22 protein-coding genes are annotated in these 17,266 nt (G+C 74.9%); 3 read left to right on the forward strand and 19 right to left on the reverse strand.

The genetic code is table 11. From position 1 onward, the window contains the following. The first annotated feature begins 3 nt into the window (after positions 1 to 3). Entirely contained in the window at positions 4 to 639 is a 636-nt protein-coding gene (locus tag KSK32_RS02540; RefSeq protein WP_216928247.1) for a YitT family protein, read from the forward strand. A gap of 117 nt (positions 640 to 756) precedes the next feature. Then, positions 757 to 1,218: a hypothetical protein gene (locus tag KSK32_RS02545; protein WP_216928248.1), complete on the forward strand. Its 462-nt coding sequence runs from the start codon at positions 757 to 759 to the stop codon at positions 1,216 to 1,218. Positions 1,219 to 1,226: 8 nt separating this feature from the next. Here the strand turns inward: KSK32_RS02545 and hisF are convergent, their stop codons facing one another. The 12 genes from hisF to hisD all read right to left on the reverse strand — a co-directional run bounded on the left by hisF (position 1,227) and on the right by hisD (position 9,330). After that, positions 1,227 to 1,994 carry an imidazole glycerol phosphate synthase subunit HisF gene (gene hisF / locus KSK32_RS02550; protein ID WP_216928249.1) on the reverse strand — a complete coding sequence of 256 codons (768 nt, stop codon included), beginning with the start codon at positions 1,992 to 1,994 and terminating at the stop codon, positions 1,227 to 1,229. An 86-nt stretch (positions 1,995 to 2,080) separates the two neighbouring features. After that, a complete protein-coding gene (locus KSK32_RS02555; RefSeq protein WP_216928250.1) occupies positions 2,081 to 3,082 on the reverse strand; it encodes an NADP-dependent oxidoreductase in 1,002 nt (333 codons plus the stop codon). Further along, complete coding sequence (locus KSK32_RS02560) at positions 3,079 to 3,504, reverse strand: organic hydroperoxide resistance protein (RefSeq protein WP_216928251.1); 426 nt, start codon at positions 3,502 to 3,504, stop codon at positions 3,079 to 3,081. Before KSK32_RS02560 ends, KSK32_RS02555 begins: the two co-directional genes overlap by 4 nt. A gap of 1 nt (position 3,505) precedes the next feature. Beyond that, a complete protein-coding gene (locus tag KSK32_RS02565; protein ID WP_216928252.1) occupies positions 3,506 to 3,952 on the reverse strand; it encodes a MarR family winged helix-turn-helix transcriptional regulator in 447 nt (148 codons plus the stop codon). Between the two features lie 77 nt (positions 3,953 to 4,029). Then, positions 4,030 to 4,455, reverse strand: a complete 426-nt coding sequence (locus KSK32_RS02570) for a Rid family hydrolase (protein ID WP_216928253.1) — start codon at positions 4,453 to 4,455, stop codon at positions 4,030 to 4,032. Beyond that, entirely contained in the window at positions 4,452 to 5,180 is a 729-nt protein-coding gene (gene priA / locus KSK32_RS02575) for a bifunctional 1-(5-phosphoribosyl)-5-((5-phosphoribosylamino)methylideneamino)imidazole-4-carboxamide isomerase/phosphoribosylanthranilate isomerase PriA (RefSeq protein ID WP_216928254.1), read from the reverse strand. The genes KSK32_RS02570 and priA overlap by 4 nt, the downstream gene beginning before the upstream one ends. A 19-nt stretch (positions 5,181 to 5,199) precedes the next feature. Further along, positions 5,200 to 5,520 carry a hypothetical protein gene (locus KSK32_RS02580; RefSeq protein WP_216928255.1) on the reverse strand — a complete coding sequence of 107 codons (321 nt, stop codon included), beginning with the start codon at positions 5,518 to 5,520 and terminating at the stop codon, positions 5,200 to 5,202. Positions 5,521 to 5,539: 19 nt separating this feature from the next. Further along, positions 5,540 to 6,160, reverse strand: a complete 621-nt coding sequence (gene hisH / locus KSK32_RS02585) for an imidazole glycerol phosphate synthase subunit HisH (protein WP_194801233.1) — start codon at positions 6,158 to 6,160, stop codon at positions 5,540 to 5,542. Next, positions 6,160 to 6,321: a hypothetical protein gene (locus tag KSK32_RS02590; RefSeq protein WP_216936508.1), complete on the reverse strand. Its 162-nt coding sequence runs from the start codon at positions 6,319 to 6,321 to the stop codon at positions 6,160 to 6,162. The genes hisH and KSK32_RS02590 overlap by 1 nt, the downstream gene beginning before the upstream one ends. Before the next feature lie 5 nt (positions 6,322 to 6,326). Beyond that, a complete protein-coding gene (gene hisB / locus KSK32_RS02595) occupies positions 6,327 to 6,938 on the reverse strand; it encodes an imidazoleglycerol-phosphate dehydratase HisB (protein ID WP_216928256.1) in 612 nt (203 codons plus the stop codon). Beyond that, positions 6,935 to 8,008, reverse strand: coding sequence for a histidinol-phosphate transaminase (locus tag KSK32_RS02600; protein ID WP_216928257.1), 1,074 nt, complete (start codon positions 8,006 to 8,008; stop codon positions 6,935 to 6,937). Before KSK32_RS02600 ends, hisB begins: the two co-directional genes overlap by 4 nt. Further along, complete coding sequence (gene hisD / locus KSK32_RS02605; RefSeq protein WP_216928258.1) at positions 8,005 to 9,330, reverse strand: histidinol dehydrogenase; 1,326 nt, start codon at positions 9,328 to 9,330, stop codon at positions 8,005 to 8,007. Before hisD ends, KSK32_RS02600 begins: the two co-directional genes overlap by 4 nt. Before the next feature lie 108 nt (positions 9,331 to 9,438). Here hisD and KSK32_RS02610 point away from each other — a divergent pair, with 108 nt between their 5' ends. Continuing rightward, positions 9,439 to 10,143, forward strand: a complete 705-nt coding sequence (locus KSK32_RS02610) for an LON peptidase substrate-binding domain-containing protein (RefSeq protein WP_216928259.1) — start codon at positions 9,439 to 9,441, stop codon at positions 10,141 to 10,143. On the opposite strand, the gene KSK32_RS02615 is transcribed toward KSK32_RS02610, so the two are convergent. The 7 genes from KSK32_RS02615 to KSK32_RS02645 all read right to left on the reverse strand — a co-directional run bounded on the left by KSK32_RS02615 (position 10,109) and on the right by KSK32_RS02645 (position 17,265). After that, positions 10,109 to 10,954 carry a DUF2567 domain-containing protein gene (locus KSK32_RS02615; protein ID WP_216928260.1) on the reverse strand — a complete coding sequence of 282 codons (846 nt, stop codon included), beginning with the start codon at positions 10,952 to 10,954 and terminating at the stop codon, positions 10,109 to 10,111. The genes KSK32_RS02610 and KSK32_RS02615 overlap by 35 nt on opposite strands. Before the next feature lie 48 nt (positions 10,955 to 11,002). After that, complete coding sequence (locus KSK32_RS02620) at positions 11,003 to 12,538, reverse strand: ATPase (protein ID WP_216928261.1); 1,536 nt, start codon at positions 12,536 to 12,538, stop codon at positions 11,003 to 11,005. Positions 12,539 to 12,655: 117 nt separating this feature from the next. Beyond that, positions 12,656 to 13,504, reverse strand: coding sequence for a hypothetical protein (locus KSK32_RS02625; protein WP_216928262.1), 849 nt, complete (start codon positions 13,502 to 13,504; stop codon positions 12,656 to 12,658). 1 nt (position 13,505) lies between these two features. Continuing rightward, entirely contained in the window at positions 13,506 to 14,450 is a 945-nt protein-coding gene (locus KSK32_RS02630) for an RluA family pseudouridine synthase (protein WP_216928263.1), read from the reverse strand. After that, positions 14,447 to 15,049: a signal peptidase II gene (gene lspA, locus KSK32_RS02635; protein WP_216928264.1), complete on the reverse strand. Its 603-nt coding sequence runs from the start codon at positions 15,047 to 15,049 to the stop codon at positions 14,447 to 14,449. The genes KSK32_RS02630 and lspA overlap by 4 nt, the downstream gene beginning before the upstream one ends. A gap of 66 nt (positions 15,050 to 15,115) precedes the next feature. After that, on the reverse strand, positions 15,116 to 15,535 hold the full coding sequence (locus KSK32_RS02640; protein WP_018785248.1) for a TraR/DksA C4-type zinc finger protein: 420 nt from the start codon (positions 15,533 to 15,535) through the stop codon (positions 15,116 to 15,118). 224 nt (positions 15,536 to 15,759) lie between these two features. Next, on the reverse strand, positions 15,760 to 17,265 hold the full coding sequence (locus KSK32_RS02645) for a potassium/proton antiporter (protein WP_216928265.1): 1,506 nt from the start codon (positions 17,263 to 17,265) through the stop codon (positions 15,760 to 15,762). Between the last annotated feature and the right edge of the window lies 1 nt (position 17,266).

A 17,266-nucleotide genomic window follows, 5' to 3' on the forward strand; every position in this document is an offset into this window, starting at 1 on the left:
TGCATGGCACAGCTTGGCAATCTCCGGCACCGACCGGTGCGACGGCTCACCCAGCTCTACGCCGGGCTGGTCCTGTACGGCGTGAGCATGGCGCTGATGATCCGGTCCGGGCTGGGACTGGACCCGTGGGACGTGTTCCACCAGGGGCTCGCCCGGCAGACCGGACTGTCCTTCGGCACCGTCACCATCGCCGTCGGCGCCCTCGTGCTGCTGCTCTGGATCCCGCTACGGCAGCGGCCCGGCCTCGGCACGGTCAGCAACGTCGTGGTGATCGGACTGGTCGTCGACGCCACACTGACCGTGCTGCCGCCCGGCGAGGGCATGCCGGCGCGCGTGGCCCTGCTCGTCGCCGGGATCGTCGCCAACGGCGCCGCCACCGGCCTCTACCTCGGCGCCGGGCTCGGCCCCGGCCCGCGCGACGGGCTGATGACCGGCTTCGTCGCCCGCCAACCCCGGTTCTCGGTCCGGCTGGTCCGCACCGTCATCGAGATCACCGTGCTGGCGCTCGGCTGGCTGCTCGGTGGCACCGTCGGCCTCGGCACGGTGGCCTACGCGCTGACCATCGGCCCGCTGGCCCAGTTCTTCATCCCGGTCTTCGCGCTGCCCGCACGTCCGGCGGCCGGTGCGTACGCAACGTGACCGCGGCCGGGCCGACCGCCACGACCCGGCCCCCTACCGCGACGCGCTGAGCTGCGACGACGCACAAGCGGAAAACCAGGTGTTTCCTCCGCGGTCGCGGGCGGGCATCATTCCTGCATGGGGGAGAACGGATGGCGCTGGAGCGACGCCTGGATCTTCGTCGCGTTGGTCATCGCCAGTGGCGCCGGCCGGCACCGGCGGGCCGCCGCGACACGCCGCCCCGAAGGCGTCCGGCTGGCCGACGTCCTCTCCACCGCCGATCACCTCAACCAGGCCATCCCGGAGCGGCACGAGGTGGAGGGCGCGGTCCGGCGACTCGTCGGCGCGGGCCTGGTCAGCGTCGCCGACGGCTGGTTCCGGGTCACGCCGGACGGTGAACGGCTCTGGCGCACCCGGCCCAGCGCCGGTCTCGGCACCACAGTGGACACGGTGCAGGGCGTGCTGACCCGGCGGCACCCGCCCGCCGAGTCCGAGTGGCGCCTCGGCGAGGACGACCACGCCGCCGCCGTGCAGGAGTACGTGGTCCGGTCGATCCCGATGCCGCGCCGCTCCCCCGAGGGGCACTCCGGGCGGCAGTGACCGCCGCCTCAGCGCACCGGGTGCCCGGCGCCGCGCAGCGCGTCCTTGACCTCACCGACGCTGAGTTCCCCGAAGTGGAAGACGCTCGCCGCGAGCACCGCGTCCGCCCCGGCCCCGACGGCCGGCGGGAAGTGGGCCACCGCGCCCGCGCCGCCGCTGGCGATCACCGGCACGTCGACGACCTCGCGGACCGCCTGGATCAGCGGCAGGTCGAACCCGGCCTTGGTGCCGTCGGCGTCCATCGAGTTGAGCAGGATCTCACCCGCGCCCAACTCGGCGCCGCGCGCCGCCCACTCGACCGCGTCCAGGCCGGTGCCCCGCCGGCCCCCGTGCGTGGTCACCTCGAAGCCGCTCGGCGTCGTGCCGTCCGGGGCGCGGCGAACGTCCAGCGAGAGCACCAGGACCTGCCGGCCGAACCGGTCGGCGATCTCGGCGATCAGCTCCGGCCGGGCGATGGCCGCGGTGTTCACGCCGACCTTGTCCGCCCCGGCACGCAGCAGCGTGTCGACGTCGGCGACCCGGCGGACGCCGCCGCCCACGGTGAGCGGGATGAAGACCGACTCGGCGGTGCGCCGTACCACGTCGAGCATCGTGCCCCGGTCGCTGGACGAGGCGGTGACGTCGAGGAAGGTCAGCTCGTCCGCGCCGGCCCGGTCGTACGCCGCCGCCAGCTCCACCGGGTCACCGGCGTCGCGCAGGTCGAGGAAGTTGACCCCCTTGACCACGCGCCCGGCGTCCACGTCCAGACACGGGATGACCCGTACCGCCACCGTCATGCCCCGAGCCTAACGAACGCGCGGGCGGTGGTGACCCGCCGGTGAGGCCGGTCACCACCGCCCGCGGTGGGATGCGTTCGCGCCGGTCAGAGACGGACCAGCATCTTGCCGAGGTTCTCGCCGCGCAGCAGGCCGAGGAACGCCTCGGGTGCCTGCTCGATGCCGTCGACGATCGTCTCGTCGTACGAGAGCCGGCCCTCGCGCAGCCAGCCCGCCATCTCCTGCACGAACTGTTCCCGCAGGTGACCGTGGTCACCGACGAGGAACCCGCGCAGCGTCAGCCGCTTGCCGATCACCAGCGCCAGGTTGCGCGGCGCGGCCTGCGGCTCGGTGGCGTTGTACTGCGAGATCATGCCGCAGATCGCGGCCCGGCCGTGCAGGTTCATCGCCCCGATCGCGGCCTCCAGGTGGTCGCCGCCGACGTTGTCGAAGTACACGTCGACGCCGTCCGGGGCAGCGGCCTTGAGCTGCTTGTACACCGGGCCGTCGTGGTAGTCGAAGGCGGCGTCGAAGCCGAGCGCGGCGAGCCGTTCCACCTTCGCCGCGGAGCCGGCGCTGCCGATCACCCGGCCGGCGCCGCGCAGCTTCGCGATCTGGCCGACCATGCTGCCCACCGCGCCGGCCGCGCCGGAGACGAACACGGTCTCCCCCGGCTTCATCGCCGCCACGTCGAGCAGCCCGGCGTACGCGGTCAGCCCGGTCATGCCGAGCACGCCCAGGTACGCGGTGACCGGCGCCAGGCCGGGATCGACAGTGCGTACGCCCTTGGCGTCCACCAGCGCGTACTCGCGCCAGCCGAGCCCGTGCAGCACCGTGTCGCCGGGCTTGACGCCCCCGGCCTCGCCGGCCACCACCTCACCGATCGCGCCGCCGTCCAGCGGGGCGTCGAGCGCGAACGGCGGCACGTACGACTTGACGTCGTTCATCCGCCCGCGCATGTACGGGTCGACGGACATGAACCGGTTGCGGACCACCACCTGTCCCGGGCCCGGCGTCGGCACCTCGGTGGTGACCAGCCGGAAGTTCTCCGGCGTCGGCCAGCCCTCCGGCCGGGACGCCAGGTGGATCTCCCGGTTCACCCCGCTCATCGGGCCTCGCGGACCGTGCGGGTCACCTCGACGTTGCCACGGGTCGCGTTGGAGTAGGGGCAGACCTGGTGGGCCGCGTCGACGAGCTGCTCGGCGGCGGCGCGCTCGACCGCGGGCAGGTCCACCACGAGCGTCACGGCCAGGCCGTAGCCGCCGCTGCCGTTCGGGCCGATGCCCACCTCGGCCTCCACGACGGAGCCGGAGACGTCCGCCTTGGCCTGGCGGGCCACCACGCGCAGCGCGGAGTGGAAGCAGGCCGCGTAGCCGGCCGCGAAGAGCTGCTCCGGGTTGGCCGCGCCGCCGGCGCCACCCATCTCCTTCGGTACGGCGAGGTCCACCTCGACCGTGCCGTCGGAGGTCCGGACGTGACCGTCGCGGCCGTCGCCGGTGGCGCGGGCGGAGGCGGTGTAGTGCACCTGCATGTCACTGCTCCTTCTGTCGGTGGATCGTGTCGGTGACCCGGGTGAGGATGCCGTGGAGGAAGACCAGTTCGGCCTCGGTGAGCCCGGTGGCGGCACCCACCCGGCGCGGCACGTCGCCCATCCGCTCCCGCAGCGCCCGGCCCCGGCCGGTGAGGCCCACCTCGACCCGGCGCTCGTCCGCCGCCGAGCGGGTACGCACCACCAGACCGGCCGCCTCCAGCCGCTTGAGCAGCGGGGAGAGCGTGCCGGAGTCGAGCCGGAGCGCGGCGCCGAGCTCGGAGACCGTGGGGGCGTCGTCGTCGTGCTCCCAGAGCACCAGCAGCACCAGGTACTGCGGGTAGGTCAGGCCGTGCTCGTCGAGGATGGGCCGGTAGACGTCGGTCAGGGCGCGCGACGCCGCGTAGAGCGCGAAGCACACCTGACGGCCCAGTACCAGATCCTCGGTCACGTCCTGAACCGTAGCGCGCAATCAAGTTGTGCACAACTTATCGGGCCGCGGAACGACGCCGGCCAGTGCGGGCCCGCTCAGCGGTCCGGCAGGTACGCCTCCAGCTCGACCTCGACCAGGAGATCCGGGTCGATCAGCCCGGCCACCACCACCATCGTGGCGACCGGGCGCACCGGGCCGAACACCGCGTTGTGCGCCCGGCCCACCTCGTCGGCGTAGATCCGGTCCGTCACGTACATCCGGGTCCGCACCACGTCACCAGGCCCGGCGCCGACCTCGGCCAGCGCGTCCAGGCCGATCCGGATCGCCTGCGCGGTCTGCGCCGCCGCGTCGCCGGCGTGCGCGACCCGTCCGTCCACCGTGGAGGTGCAGCCGGCCGTGATCGCCGTCGTGCCGGCCCGGACCACCCGGGAGTAGCCGTACAGCGCCTCCCACGGGCCGCCCGAGCCGAGCCGGGTCACCACCCCGGCGTCCACCGGCGTTCCGGCCGGCTCGGCCGTCACGCGCCGGCCCGCAGCGCCGCCAGCGCCTCGGCGACTGTGAACGCGCCCGCGTAGAGCGCCTTGCCGGCGATCACGCCCTCCACCCCCACCGGCTCCAGCGAGGCGAGCGCCCGCAGGTCGTCCAGCGTGGACACGCCGCCGGAGGCGATCACGGGGGCGTCGGTACGGGCGCACACCTCGCGCAGCAGGTCCAGGTTCGGCCCGCGCATGGTGCCGTCCTTGGTGATGTCGGTGACCACGTACCGCGCCGCGCCCGCGGCGTCGAGCCGGGCCAGCACCTCGTAGAGGTCACCGCCGTCGCGGGTCCAGCCGCGCGCCGACAGGGTACGGCCGCGCACGTCCAGCCCGATCGCCACCCGGTCGCCGTACTCGCCGCAGATCCGGTCGCACCACTGCGGATCCTCCAGCGCGGCGGTGCCGATGTTGACCCGGGCCGCCCCGGTGCCGAGCGCCGCCCGCAGCGACTCGTCGTCGCGGATGCCGCCGGACAGCTCCACCTTCACGTCCAGCTTGCCGACCACCTCGGCGAGCAGCGCGGCATTGGAGCCCCGCCCGAACGCGGCGTCCAGGTCGACCAGGTGGATCCACTCCGCGCCGTCGGACTGCCAGGCCACTGCCGCGTCCAGCGGGTCGCCGTACGCGGTCTCGCTACCGGCGGCGCCCTGCACGAGCCGGACGGCCTGGCCGTCGGCGACGTCCACGGCGGGCAACAGGGTGAGGCTCAACGCTTCTCTCCTCGGATCCTCAACGACGGTCCAGCGCGATCACCACGATCGCCGGCAGGACCAGCAACAACAACACGACCAGCACCAGCCGCAGCGCGAGGTCGTCCACCAGACTCCAGATGGCCACCACCGCCACGGCGGTGAGCACCAGGATCGTCGCCCGCTCGCGGCGGGTGTGCCGGCGCAACCGGCCGGTACGGCCGCGCCGCGGCGACGGCGTCAGCCGGCGTACCAGGGAACGACGGCGTTCCCGGCGTGCCACCCGGCGGGCGCGGACGGCGCGCGCCCGCTCCTGCTCGGCCTCGCGCTCCGCGCGGCGGCGGGCCCGCTCCTTGCTCACCCGGACGCCCGCGTGCCGGTCACAGCGTGCCGAGCCAGTTGCGCAGCAGCGCGGCACCGGCGTCGGCGGACTTCTCCGGGTGGAACTGCGCGGCCGAGAGCGGCCCCCGCTCCACCGCGGCGACGAAGTCCGCGCCGTGGTGCGCTGTCGTCACCGTGGCGCCCGCCTCGGCCAGCGCCGCCGGGTCGGTCACCCCGTAGGAGTGGACGAAGTAGAACCGGGTGCCCTCGGGCAGGCCGGCGAACAGCGCCGAGCCGGCCGGCGGCCGCACCGTGTTCCAGCCCATGTGCGGCAGCCGACGCGCGGGCAGCCGGGTCACCCCGCCGGGCAGCAGCCCGAGCCCCTTGGTGACCACGCCGTGCTCCTCGCCGTGCCCGAAGAGGATCTGCATGCCGACGCAGATGCCCAGCACCGGCCGCCCGGCGGCGACCCGGTCGGCGATGACCGGCCCGGCGCCCAGCGCCTCGATCCCGGCCATGCACGCGGCGAACGCGCCGACGCCGGGCACCACCAGGCCGTCGGCGGACGCGGCGGCGTCCAGGTCGTCGGTGACGGTCACGTCGGCGCCGGCGCGCGCCACCGCGCGCTCGGCCGAGCGAAGGTTGCCCGAGCCGTAGTCGAGCACCACCACCCGTGCCATCAGCTCTCCCCCGGCAGCAGCCAGAGCACCCCGGCGACGGTGGCCAGCACGGCCAGCAGGCCGGTGATCACCACAGCGGCGCGGGGGGCGCCCTGCTTGAGCAGCGACCACGTCCCGCCGACCAGCAGGCCGGCCAGGATCAGCAGAAGTGTGGGCAGCACCTTCATTACAGAGCGCCCTTCGTCGAAGGCACCACGCCCGCGTTGCGCGGGTCGAGCGCGGTGGCCTCGCGCAGCGCGCGGGAGACGGCCTTGAACTGCGCCTCGACCACGTGGTGGGCGTCCGGGTGGCCGCCGGGACGGGCCGCGCGCAGCACGTCCACGTGCAGCGTGATCCGGGCCGACTGGCCGAACGACTCCCAGATGTGCCGGGTCATGCTCGTCGGATAGACCGGCCCGATGTACGGGGCCAGCGCCGGCTCCTCGTGCACCACGTACGGTCGCCCGGACAGGTCGACGGCGGCCCGGACCAACACCTCGTCCATCGGGACGGTGGCCGAGCCGTACCGCCGGATGCCCGCCTTGTCGCCGAGCGCCCGGTCGAACGCGGCGCCCAGCGCGAGCGCCGTGTCCTCCATCGTGTGGTGCGCGTCGATCTCCAGGTCGCCGACTGTGTGCACGGTCAGGTCGAAGCCGCCGTGCCGGGCGATCTGGTTGAGCATGTGGTCGTAGAAACCGACGCCGGTGGAGATGTCGGCCTTGCCCGTGCCGTCGAGGTCGATCTCGACGAGCACCTTCGTCTCGTTTGTGACCCGCTCGATCCGGGCGATCCGGCTCATGAAACTGTCTCCATCGCGGTGAGGAAGGCGTCGGTCTCGGTCGGGGTGCCGGCGGTGACGCGCAGCCAGCCGGGCAGGCCGACGTCGCGCACCAGCACGCCGGCATCGAGCAGGGTACGCCAGGCCACCGCCTGGTCCCCCTCGACGGCGAACAGCACGAAGTTGGCGTCGCTGTCGGCCACCCGGTGGCCCCGGGCGCGCAGCTCGGCGACGATCCGGTCCCGCTGCTGCATGATCGCGGCCACGGTGCCGAGCAGGGCGTCGCGGTGCGCCAGCGCCGCGCGAGCCGCTGCCTGGGTGAGCGTGGACAGGTGATACGGCAGCCGGACCAGTTGCACCGCGTCCACCACCGCCGGGTCGGCGGCCAGGTAACCGAGCCGGCCGCCGGCGAACCCGAACGCCTTGCTCATGGTGCGGGTCACCACCAGCCGCGGGTGGCCGGGCAGCACCGCGAGGGCGCTGACCGTGCCGGGCCGGGCGAACTCGGCGTACGCCTCGTCCACGATCACCATGCCGGGCGCCTCGTCCAGCACGGCGGCGACCACGGCCGGGTCGAGCGCGGTGCCGGTCGGGTTGTTCGGCGAGCAGAGGAAGACCACGTCCGGCCGGTGCTCGCGGACCTGGGCCACCGCCTCGCCTGCGGTGAGCCCGAAGTCATCGCCGCGCCGGGCGGGCACCCACCGGGTGCCGGTGCCGAGCGCCAGCAGCGGGTGCATCGAGTACGCCGGGGTGAAGCCGAGCGCGGTGCGCCCGGGACCGCCGAACGCCTGGAGCAGCTGCTGCTGGATCTCGTTGGAGCCGTTCGCGGCCCACACGTGGTCGGCGGTGAACCCGTGACCGAGGTAGGCGGCCAGGTCGGCGCGCAGCGCCACCGCGTCCCGGTCCGGGTAGCGGTTGAGGTCGCGCAGCTCGGCGGCGATCGCCTTGCCGATCGCCGCCACCACCGGCTCCGGCACCGGGTAGGAGTTCTCGTTGGTGTTCAGCCGCACCGGCACGTCGAGCTGCGGCGCCCCGTACGGCGTCCGCCCGCGAAGGTCGTCGCGGATCGGCAGGTCGTCGAGCGTGGTCACGACGCGCCGCCCTCGCCGAACCGGACGCTGACCGCCTGGCCGTGCGCGGGCAGGTCCTCCACCGTCGCCAGCGTGACCACGTGGGGCGCCACCTCGCGCAGCGCGTCCTGCGTGTATTCGACCAGGTGGACGCCGCGCAGGAAGGACTGCACGGACAGCCCGGAGGAGTGCCGGGCGCAGCCGCCGGTGGGCAGTACGTGGTTGGAGCCCGCGCAGTAGTCGCCGAGCGACACCGGCGACCAGGCGCCGACGAACACCGCCCCGGCGTTGCGGACCCGCAGCGCCCACTCGCGGGCGTTCTCGGTCTGGATCTCCAGGTGCTCGGCCGCGTACGCGTCGACCACCCGCAGGCCCGCCTCCAGGTCGTCGACCAGGACCACGCCGCTCTGCTCGCCGCGCAGCGCGGTGCCGATCCGCTCGGCGTGCTTGGCCGCCGGCGCCTGCCGGGCCAGCTCCGCGTCGACCGCGTCGGCCAGCGCCGTGGACGGGGTGACGAGCACGCTCGCGGCCAGCGGGTCGTGCTCGGCCTGGCTGATCAGGTCGGCGGCGACGTGCGCCGGGTCGGCGGTGTCGTCGGCCAGGATCGCGATCTCGGTCGGGCCGGCCTCGGCGTCGATGCCGACCACGCCGCGCAGCAGCCGCTTGGCGGCGGTGACCCAGATGTTGCCCGGACCGGTGATCATGTCGACCGGCTCGCAGCGCTCGTCCCCGGCCGGGTCGGCGCTCGCGCCGTACGCGAGCATGGCGACCGCCTGGGCGCCGCCGACCGCGTACACCTCGTCCACGCCGAGCAGCGCGCAGGCGGCGAGAACCCGCCGGTCGGGCAGGCCGTCGTTGTCCTTCTGCGGCGGGCTCACCACCACCAGGGAGCGCACCCCGGCCGCCTGGGCCGGCACCACGTTCATCACCACTGTCGACGGGTACATGGCCAGGCCGCCGGGGACGTAGAGACCGACCCGGTCGACCGGCACCCACCGCTCGGTCACCGTGCCACCCGGCACCACGGTGGTGGTGTGGTCGGTACGGCGCTGGTCGGCGTGCACCTTGCGGGCTCGGGTGATCGACTCCAGCAGCGCGGCGCGCACCTGCGGGTCCAGCTCGCCCTCGGCGGCGCGGATCGTCTCGACCGGCACCCGAAGCCGCTCCGGGGAGACGCCGTCGAACCGTTCGCTCGCCTCCCGGATCGCCGGGTACCCATGGTCCCGGACCGCCTCCACGAGCGGGCGGATCCGCTCGACCGCCACGGAGACGTCGAGCTGGGCACGGGGCAGCAGGCGGCGCGGGTCACGGGCCCCGCCGCGCAGGTCGATCCGATTCAGCACGCCTGCGAGTCTAGGCCGCCGCCGGTGCCACCGGCCGGGCCCGCCCGCGCGCCGGGACGGTGAGCCGGGACACGCACGGGCGGGCGGGTTGGGGATACGCTCGATCACGTGAGCGCACGGCTGCCGGTGTTCCCGCTCGGGACCGTCCTCTTCCCCGGGCTGGTCCTTCCGCTGCACATCTTCGAGGAGCGCTACAAGGCGCTGGTGCGCCACCTCGTGGAGCTGCCCGAGGGCGCGCCGCGCGAGTTCGGCGTGGTGGCGATCCAGGCCGGCTGGGAGGTCGCGCCGGCCGGGCCGCCGGGGCGTTCCGGGCCGGCCGCCGGCGAGGTCACGCTGCACGAGGTCGGCTGCACCGCCGAGCTGCGGCAGGTCACCGAGCTGGCCGACGGCGGCTTCGACATCGTCACGGTGGGGCGGCGGCGCTTCCGGGTCGCCGAGGTCGACGACTCCGCCGAGCCCTACCTGACCGCCGAGGTGGAGTGGCTGCCGGAGCCGGACGGCCCGGACGAGGTCGCCGACCTGCTGGCGGCCCGGGTGATCTCGGTGTTCCGGCAGTATCTCGGCCTGATCCGGCCGGACCAGCAGGAGATCACCGAGCAGTTGCCGGAGGATCCCACGGTCCTGTCGCACCTGGTCGCCGCGACCGCCGCGCTGACCGTCGCCGACCGGCAGCGGCTGCTCGCCGTCGACGACACCGCCGGCCGGCTGCGCGCCGAGCTGCGCCTGCTCAACCGGGAGACGGCGCTGCTGCGGCAGGTTCGCGCGGTGCCGGTGCCGCTCAGCGAGCTGGCTGGTCCCCCGGCGCCGAACTGAACCCGGGCGGAGGCGGCCAGGCCGCGTCGGGCTCCGGCTCCGGCCGCAGCGACGGCCACCGCGACCAGCCCGCCAGCAGCGTGTACGTGACCGCCGCGCCGAACGCGGCGAGCAGCAGGTTCCCGTGCGGCACCGGCAGCGGGCCGTACCAGTCGACGCCACCGGCACGCAGGTCGACGGGTTTGGTGAACGCGGTGCCCGGCGGCGCGGTCTCCACCAGCCGCTGGAACGCCGACAGCCCGATCCGGCGGCCGACCTGCCAGGCCACCACCGCCGCGCCGAGACCGCCGAGCGTCACCGCGAGCAGGCCGGCCGGGCCGCGCCGGCGACGCAGCAGCACCCAGAGGGCGACCGCGGCGAGCACGCCGAAGCCGAGCGTCAGGAGGCTGAACCAGCCGTCCGCGGCGATCGGCTGCTCCGGCTGGGTGGTGGCGTAGACCGCGCCGGCCGGGGTCTGCCGCACCGGGGTGGCGGGCGCCGCCCATGCCCACAGCAGCCCCAGCGGCACGCCGAGCGCGGTGAGCAGCGCGACCACGCCGAGCGCGGTGAGCAGCGGGCGGCCGGACCGGGTGGCACCGGGCAGTTCCGCCACCACGCCGGGATGCCCGGCGAGCGGGTCCGCGCCGGGCGCGGTGACCGGCGTGCCGGCGGGTACCGGCAGGCCACCGGGCCAGCCGGGCGGCTGCTCACGCTCGGGCGACGCGCCGCCGGTACGCGGGGCATCGCCCGGCCGTAGCGCCTCGCCGGGCCGTGCGTCGGTGCCGTCGGTGCGCTCGCGCGCCCGCTCGGGCTCAGGGGTGTCCGGACTCACCCGTTGATCCTCTCAGGCCCGGGCACGGCGCGGGGCGGTGGTCGCCGCTCAGCGCGCGAACGGTTCCAGCATCACCGCTGCCGCCTTGAGCCAGGCGTCGCGGGTCTCGGCCTGGAGCTGGTGGTACTCGATCGAGGAGCCGGTCTCCAGCGCCGGGTCGTAGGGCACCACGGCGACGGCCCGGGTCCGGGTGGCGAAGTGCCGTTCCAGGTCGTCCTGCAACGACGTACGCCCGGGCGTGGGGCAGGAGATCAGCGTGACCGCGTTGTCGGCCAGCTCACCCATGCCCACCTCGTGCAGCAGGTCGAGCATCCAGTCCGCGCTGAACGCCGCGTCCTCGCGCGGCACCGTGGTCACCACGAGCTGGTCGGCGGCCTGCATGACGGTGCGCCAGTTGGGGCTCTCCACGTTGTTGCCGGTGTCCACGCAGACCACCTCGTGGGTGCGGCGCAGCAGCTCCAGCACCCGCTTCACGGTGAACTGGTCGAGCCGCTGGGCGAAGCGCGGGCTCTCCTCGCCGGCCAGCACGTCGTACGAGCCGTCGGAGGCGTGCCGCAGGTAGTCGTCGAGGTGCGACAGCAGCGTGTCGCCCTCGAGGATCTCGATCTGCGCCAGGTCGTGGACCAGGTGCCGGATGGTGCGGGCGTGCCGGGCGCTGCCGGCCCGCAGACCGAGCGTGCCGCGCAGCTCGTTGTCGTCCCAGGCGAGCACGCCACGCCCGCGTACGCTGCCCACCGTCGCGGCGGCCAGCACTGTCGCGGTGGTCTTGTGCACCCCGCCCTTGGGGTTGGCGAAGGCGAGCACCCTCGGGGTGCCCAGCTCGCGGCGCAGCACGCTGGTCGCCCGTTCCAGCTCCGGGTCCGGCTCCGGGGCGCGCCACTGCACCTGGGCCGCGTCGACCCGGCCGGAGCGGCCCTCCAGCGGGCGGCGGGGCGCCGGCACCACCGGCTCCGGGACGGGCGGCGTCTCCGGCCGGTAGCGGCCCCGGTCCAGCAGCGCGTAGCGGGACTCCGGCGGGGGCGGCGCGGGCCGGTAGCCGCCGTCGAGAAGGGAGTACCGGGACTCGGCGGGCGCCTCGGCCCGGCCGCGCGGCTCCGGACGGGCCGGCTCGGGCCGCCAGGACGGTTCCGGGCGTGGCTCGGCGGTGAAGGGCTGCTCGGGCGCGAACGACGGGTCGGGCGGGTAGGTCTGCCCGGCACGCCAGGACGGCTCCGGATCGCTGCGGTACGCCGGTTCGGCCCGGTAGGCCGGCTCGCCGTCGTGCCGGGGATCGGCGCGGAAGGCCGGGTCGACCCGGAACGTGGCCTCGGCCCGGTATCCGGGCTCGGCGCCGTACGACCCGTCGGGGGCGCGGCCGACGGCGGTGGCGCGGCCGGTCCACCCGGTGCCCGCGCCACGGCGGGGCAGCGGGTCGGGCGGCGGCGCCGGTTGCTCCTCGACGTGCCGGTCGGCGTCGGCGTGCTCCGCGCCGCGACCGCCGAGCCGGGCCCGGTCGAGCAGCGCCCGCCACCGCGGTGCCGGCTCGCCCTGCCGACCCCAGCCGGTCTCGCTGCCGTCCAAGGATTCGCCCCTCCCCCAGCCCATCGATCTCCGCCTGACAGGCTACGAACGAAACCCTATTCGGACCACTCCCCGCGCCGCACATCGCCCGGTGGTCCGCCGCACCATGGGATCGGCCCGGTCGCCGCCTGCCCCGATGTCTCAGGAGGTGGGAGCGGGATTGGGCACCCCCGAGCCGGCGACGGTCGCGGGGGCGGTGGGTGAAGGTCCGCTCACCGTCCGTGCGGCTTCCGACGAATCGCCCATTCCGCCTGCCTGGGCCGGCCCGGTGTCGGCCGGCGGCCGGACCACGTCACGCTGCTCGGGCAGCGGCGGGGTGAACACGGTCCGGTCCAGACGGGTCACCTCGGGCGCCGGGTCCACCACCCGCACACCCGGACGACCGGCGAGCGCGCGCAGGGCGTCCGGCGCGGCGGTGACGACCGCGGCGTAGACGCAGGCGCAGCCCGTCCGGTACGCCTCCGCCTCGCGGGCGGCGACCTCGGCGCCGCTGTCGTACACCCGGCGCAGCTCCGGGTCGGCGGTGGCCGCGGCGGCCCGGGACCGGTAGTCGGCGGCCTCCCGGTCCTTGCGTGTCGCGACGCCGGCCATCCCGGCCACCGCGTCCTGCGGCAGGCGCAGCGCCGCGATCCGGACGATCTCGGTCTGCCGGCCGGGCAGCGGCACCCGCGCCACCACCGCCGAGACCCGCGTGCCGTCCAGCGCGGCGGCCGTCCGCGCCGGGGTCAGGTAGCCGTCGAACGACACCAGCGCGTAGCCGCCGGGCGCGTCGAGGCGGGCCAGTTCCTCCCCGGCGGCGCGCAGGTACGCCGGGATGCTCGCGCCGCCGGTCACGCCGACCCGGGTCACCTCGCCCACAGTGCGGTCGCTCACCGGGGTGTCCCGGCGCTGCGCCACCGCCGCCACCAGCACCACGAGCGCGCAGACCAGCGCGAGCCAGGTCAGCGCGGCGGACCGGGACCGGCGCGGCGGCGCGGGATCGTCGCTCACGTCAGTCGCGCAGGATCTCCAGCGCCCGGGCCAGGTCGTCCGGGTACTCGCTGACGAACGTCACCTCGTCGCCGCTGCCCGGATGCGCGAAGCTCAGCGAGCGGGCGTGCAGCCACTGCCGGGACAGCCCCAGCCGGGCCGACAGCGTCGGGTCCGCGCCGTAGGTCAGGTCGCCCACGCAGGGGTGCCGCAGCGTGGAGAGGTGCACCCGGATCTGGTGCGTACGCCCGGTCTCCAGCCGCACGTCGAGCAGGCTGGCGGCGGGGAACGCCTCGATCGTGTCGTAGTGCGTGATGCTCGGCTTGCCGCCGGACACCACGGCCCAGCGGTAGTCGTGGTGCGGGTGCCTGTCGATCGGCGCGTCGACGGTGCCGCGCAGCGGGTCCGGGTGGCCCTGCACCACGGCGTGGTAGCGCTTCTCCACCTCGCGGAACTTGAACGCCCGCTTCAGCGCGGTGTACGCGCGCTCGCTCTTGGCCACCACCATGATGCCGGTGGTGCCGACGTCGAGCCGGTGCACCACGCCCTGCCGCTCGGCGGCGCCGCTGGTGGAGATCCGGTGGCCGATGCCGGCCAGCCCGCCGATCACCGTCGGGCCGGTCCAGCCCGGGCTCGGGTGCGCCGCCACCCCGACCGGCTTGTCCACCACCACGATGTCGTCGTCGGCGTACACCACCGTCAGGCCGGGCACGGCCTGCGGCACCACGGTGGGCGGCGCGGCCGGCGCGGGCAGCGTGACCTCCAGCCACGCGCCCGCCCTGACCTTGTGCGAGTTGGGCCGGGCCACGCCGTCGACGAGCGCGTCACCGCCGTCGATCAGGCCGGCGGCGGCCGTGCGGGAGAGCCCGAACAGGCGGGACACGGCCTGGTCCAGGCGCATGCCGTCGAGGCCGTCCGGCACGGGCAGGGAACGGGTGTCGCCGCCGGCGGCGAAGGCGGAGGTCACGCGCTCTCCCGCTGCTCGGCCGGGGCGGCGTCGTCGCGCTTCTCGTCGCGCAGCCGGGAGCCGTCGCGCTGCCGTCCGGTCAGCTCCAGGAAGACCGCGAGCACCACGCCGCACACCAGCGAGCTGTCGGCCAGGTTGAACACCGGCCAGACCTGGCCGTACGGGTCGAAGAGGCTGATCATGTCGACCACGTGGCCGACGAAGTGACCCGGCGCGCGGAAGATCCGGTCGATCAGGTTGCCGAGCGCGCCGCCCAGCACCAGGCCCAGCGACACCGCCCACGGCAGCGAACGCAGCCGCAGCGCCATCCAGGCGATCCACCCGATCACCAGGAACGTGATGATCGGGAAGATCCAGGTGTGGTCGGAGCCGATGCTCCAGGCCGCGCCGCTGTTGCGGGTGAGGCTGAAGTAGACCGCGCCGCCGAGCACCGACACCGGCTCCCGGCCGGTCAGCTCGGCGAGCGCGAGCTGCTTCGTGCCGAGATCCGCCAGCAGCGAGAACAGGGACACGCCGAGCAGCAGGCCGACGGCCCTGCGGCGGGGCGCGCCGGCACCCGACTCGGTGGTGTCGGACCCGGCGGGCGGTGCTGCGGTCATCTGCTCCCCATCGACGCTCGCGACGGCGTGGTCACCGTCTGCCGTACGGCCGCCGGGGAGCGGTGATCAGCGCCGCTCCTCCAGCTGCTTGCACGTCACGCAGAGGGTGGCCGACGGGAACGCGGCGAGCCGCTCCACCGGGATCGGGTTGCCGCACCGCTCGCACCAGCCGTAGCCACCCTCGTCGAGGCGCTCCAGCGCGCGCTCGACCTGCGTGATCCGTTCCTTGATGCTGTTGGCGAGAGAGATCTCCTGCTCCCGCTCGAACGTCTTGGTGCCGGTGTCGGCCTGGTCGTCCCCGGCCGAGTCGGTCAGCCGGTCGCGCTGCAGCTCGGTGATCTCGCTCAGCGTCTGATCGTACTCGGCGTTGAGCTCGTCCCGCCGTGCCGCCAGGGCGGCCCGGATCTTCTCGGTCTCCGCCGCGCTGCGGGTGGCCTTCGCCACCGGCTTGCGACCGGCGGTCCTGGTGTCGGCTGGCTTCGCCATCGTCAGCTCCCTCAGCCGCGTGGCGCGGCGGTCAGCGGTGCGTGGGCGGGACACCGTCGTCGGCGTCGTCCGCGTACGGAAGGGTGCACGGCGAGCGGGCCCGCCGTGCACTCCGGAGGTTGGCAAGGATACGGAACGTACAGGCGTCCGACAACGTGCCGCACCGTCATCCCACGTATCCACCCCGGACTGCCATCAATCGGGGCAAAAGGAACGGTAGCAGATCAGTGGGCCGGCTCCTCGCCGTACTCCCCGAACCACCTCGCCAGCCGGCCCCGGCGGCTCACCGCCCGCAGCCGCCGCTCGGTCTCGTCCCGCACCCCGGCGGTGGCGATGATGAGCAGGCTGTCCCCGACCTTGAGCCGGGTGTCAGCGCCCGGCACGAAACCGACGCCGTCGCGCAGCACGAGCGTCACCGCCGCGCCGACCGGCAGCCGCAGCTCGTCCACGTGCACCCCGGCCAGCCGCGACCCGGCCGGCACCTCCAGCTGGAGCAGGTCCGCGCGCATCCGCTCCAGCGGGGCGGTCTCCAGCAGGATCTCGCTCGCCTCGGCCGGTGCCGTCACCCCCAGCCGGCGGGCCGCCGGCGCCAGCGTCCCGGCCTGGAGCACCGTGAAGATCACCACCAGGACGAAGACCGCGTCGAACAGCCGGTCCGCCCCCGGCACGCGCAGCGACAGCGGAATGGTCGCCAGCACGATCGGCACCGCGCCACGCAGCCCGGCCCAGGACAGGAAGAGCTGCTCGCGCAGCTTCACCCGGAACGGCAGCGCGGACACCGCCACCGACAGCGGCCGGGCGAGCAGCAACAGCGCCAGCCCGGTGATCACGGCCGGCAGCACCGCCGCGTCCAGCCGGCTCGGCGAGACCAGCAGGCCGAGCAGCACGAACAGGCCGATCTGGGCCAGCCAGGCCAGCCCGTCGGCGAAACCGAGGATGGCCTGGCGGTGCGGCAGCCGCGAGTTGCCGAGCAGTACGCCCGCGACGTACACGGCGAGGAAGCCCGAGGCGTGCAGCACCGAGCCGGCCGCGTACGCCAGCACGGTGAAGCCGACCACCGCGATCGGGTAGAGGCCGGCCGACGGCAGCGCGGCCCGGCGCAGCGCGTACCGGCCGGCCAGCCCGGCGCCGACACCGACCGCCGCACCGGCGCTGAGCTCGTAGCAGAGCAGCAGCACCTCGTACCACCAGGGGTGGGCCGCCTCGACCCCGGCGCGGGACAGCAGCAACACGAGCAGCACGGCCGGTGCGTCGTTCACGCCGGACTCCGCCTCCAGCGTGGCCACCAGCCGGGGCGGCAGGCGCAGCCGGCGCAGCGTGGCGAACACGGCCGCCGCGTCGGTGGAGGAGAGCACCGCGCCGTAGAGCAGCGCCAGCCGCCAGTCCAGGCCGAGCAGCAGGTGCACCACCACGCCGACGACCACGATGCTGACCACGACGCCGACCGTGGACAGCGCCGCGGCCAGGCCTAGCACCGGCCGCAGCATGCTCCACCTCGCGGTCAGGCCACCCTCCGCGATGATCACGATGAGCGCGCAGAAGCCGAGCACCCGGGTCAGTTCGACGTCGTCGAACCGGATGCCTATGCCGGCCTCGCCGAGCAGCACGCCGAGCGCCAGGTAGACCAGCAGACTCGGTACGCCGAGCCGGGTGGAGAACCGCACCGCGCCCACCGCGACCAGCAGCACGCCGGCGCCCACGAGCAACGCGACGTCGAGCCCCGGGGTCATC

The sequence above is a fragment of the Micromonospora sp. WMMB482 genome, from assembly GCF_019038635.1.
GTDB classification, from domain to species: Bacteria; Actinomycetota; Actinomycetes; order Mycobacteriales; family Micromonosporaceae; genus Micromonospora; species Micromonospora marina.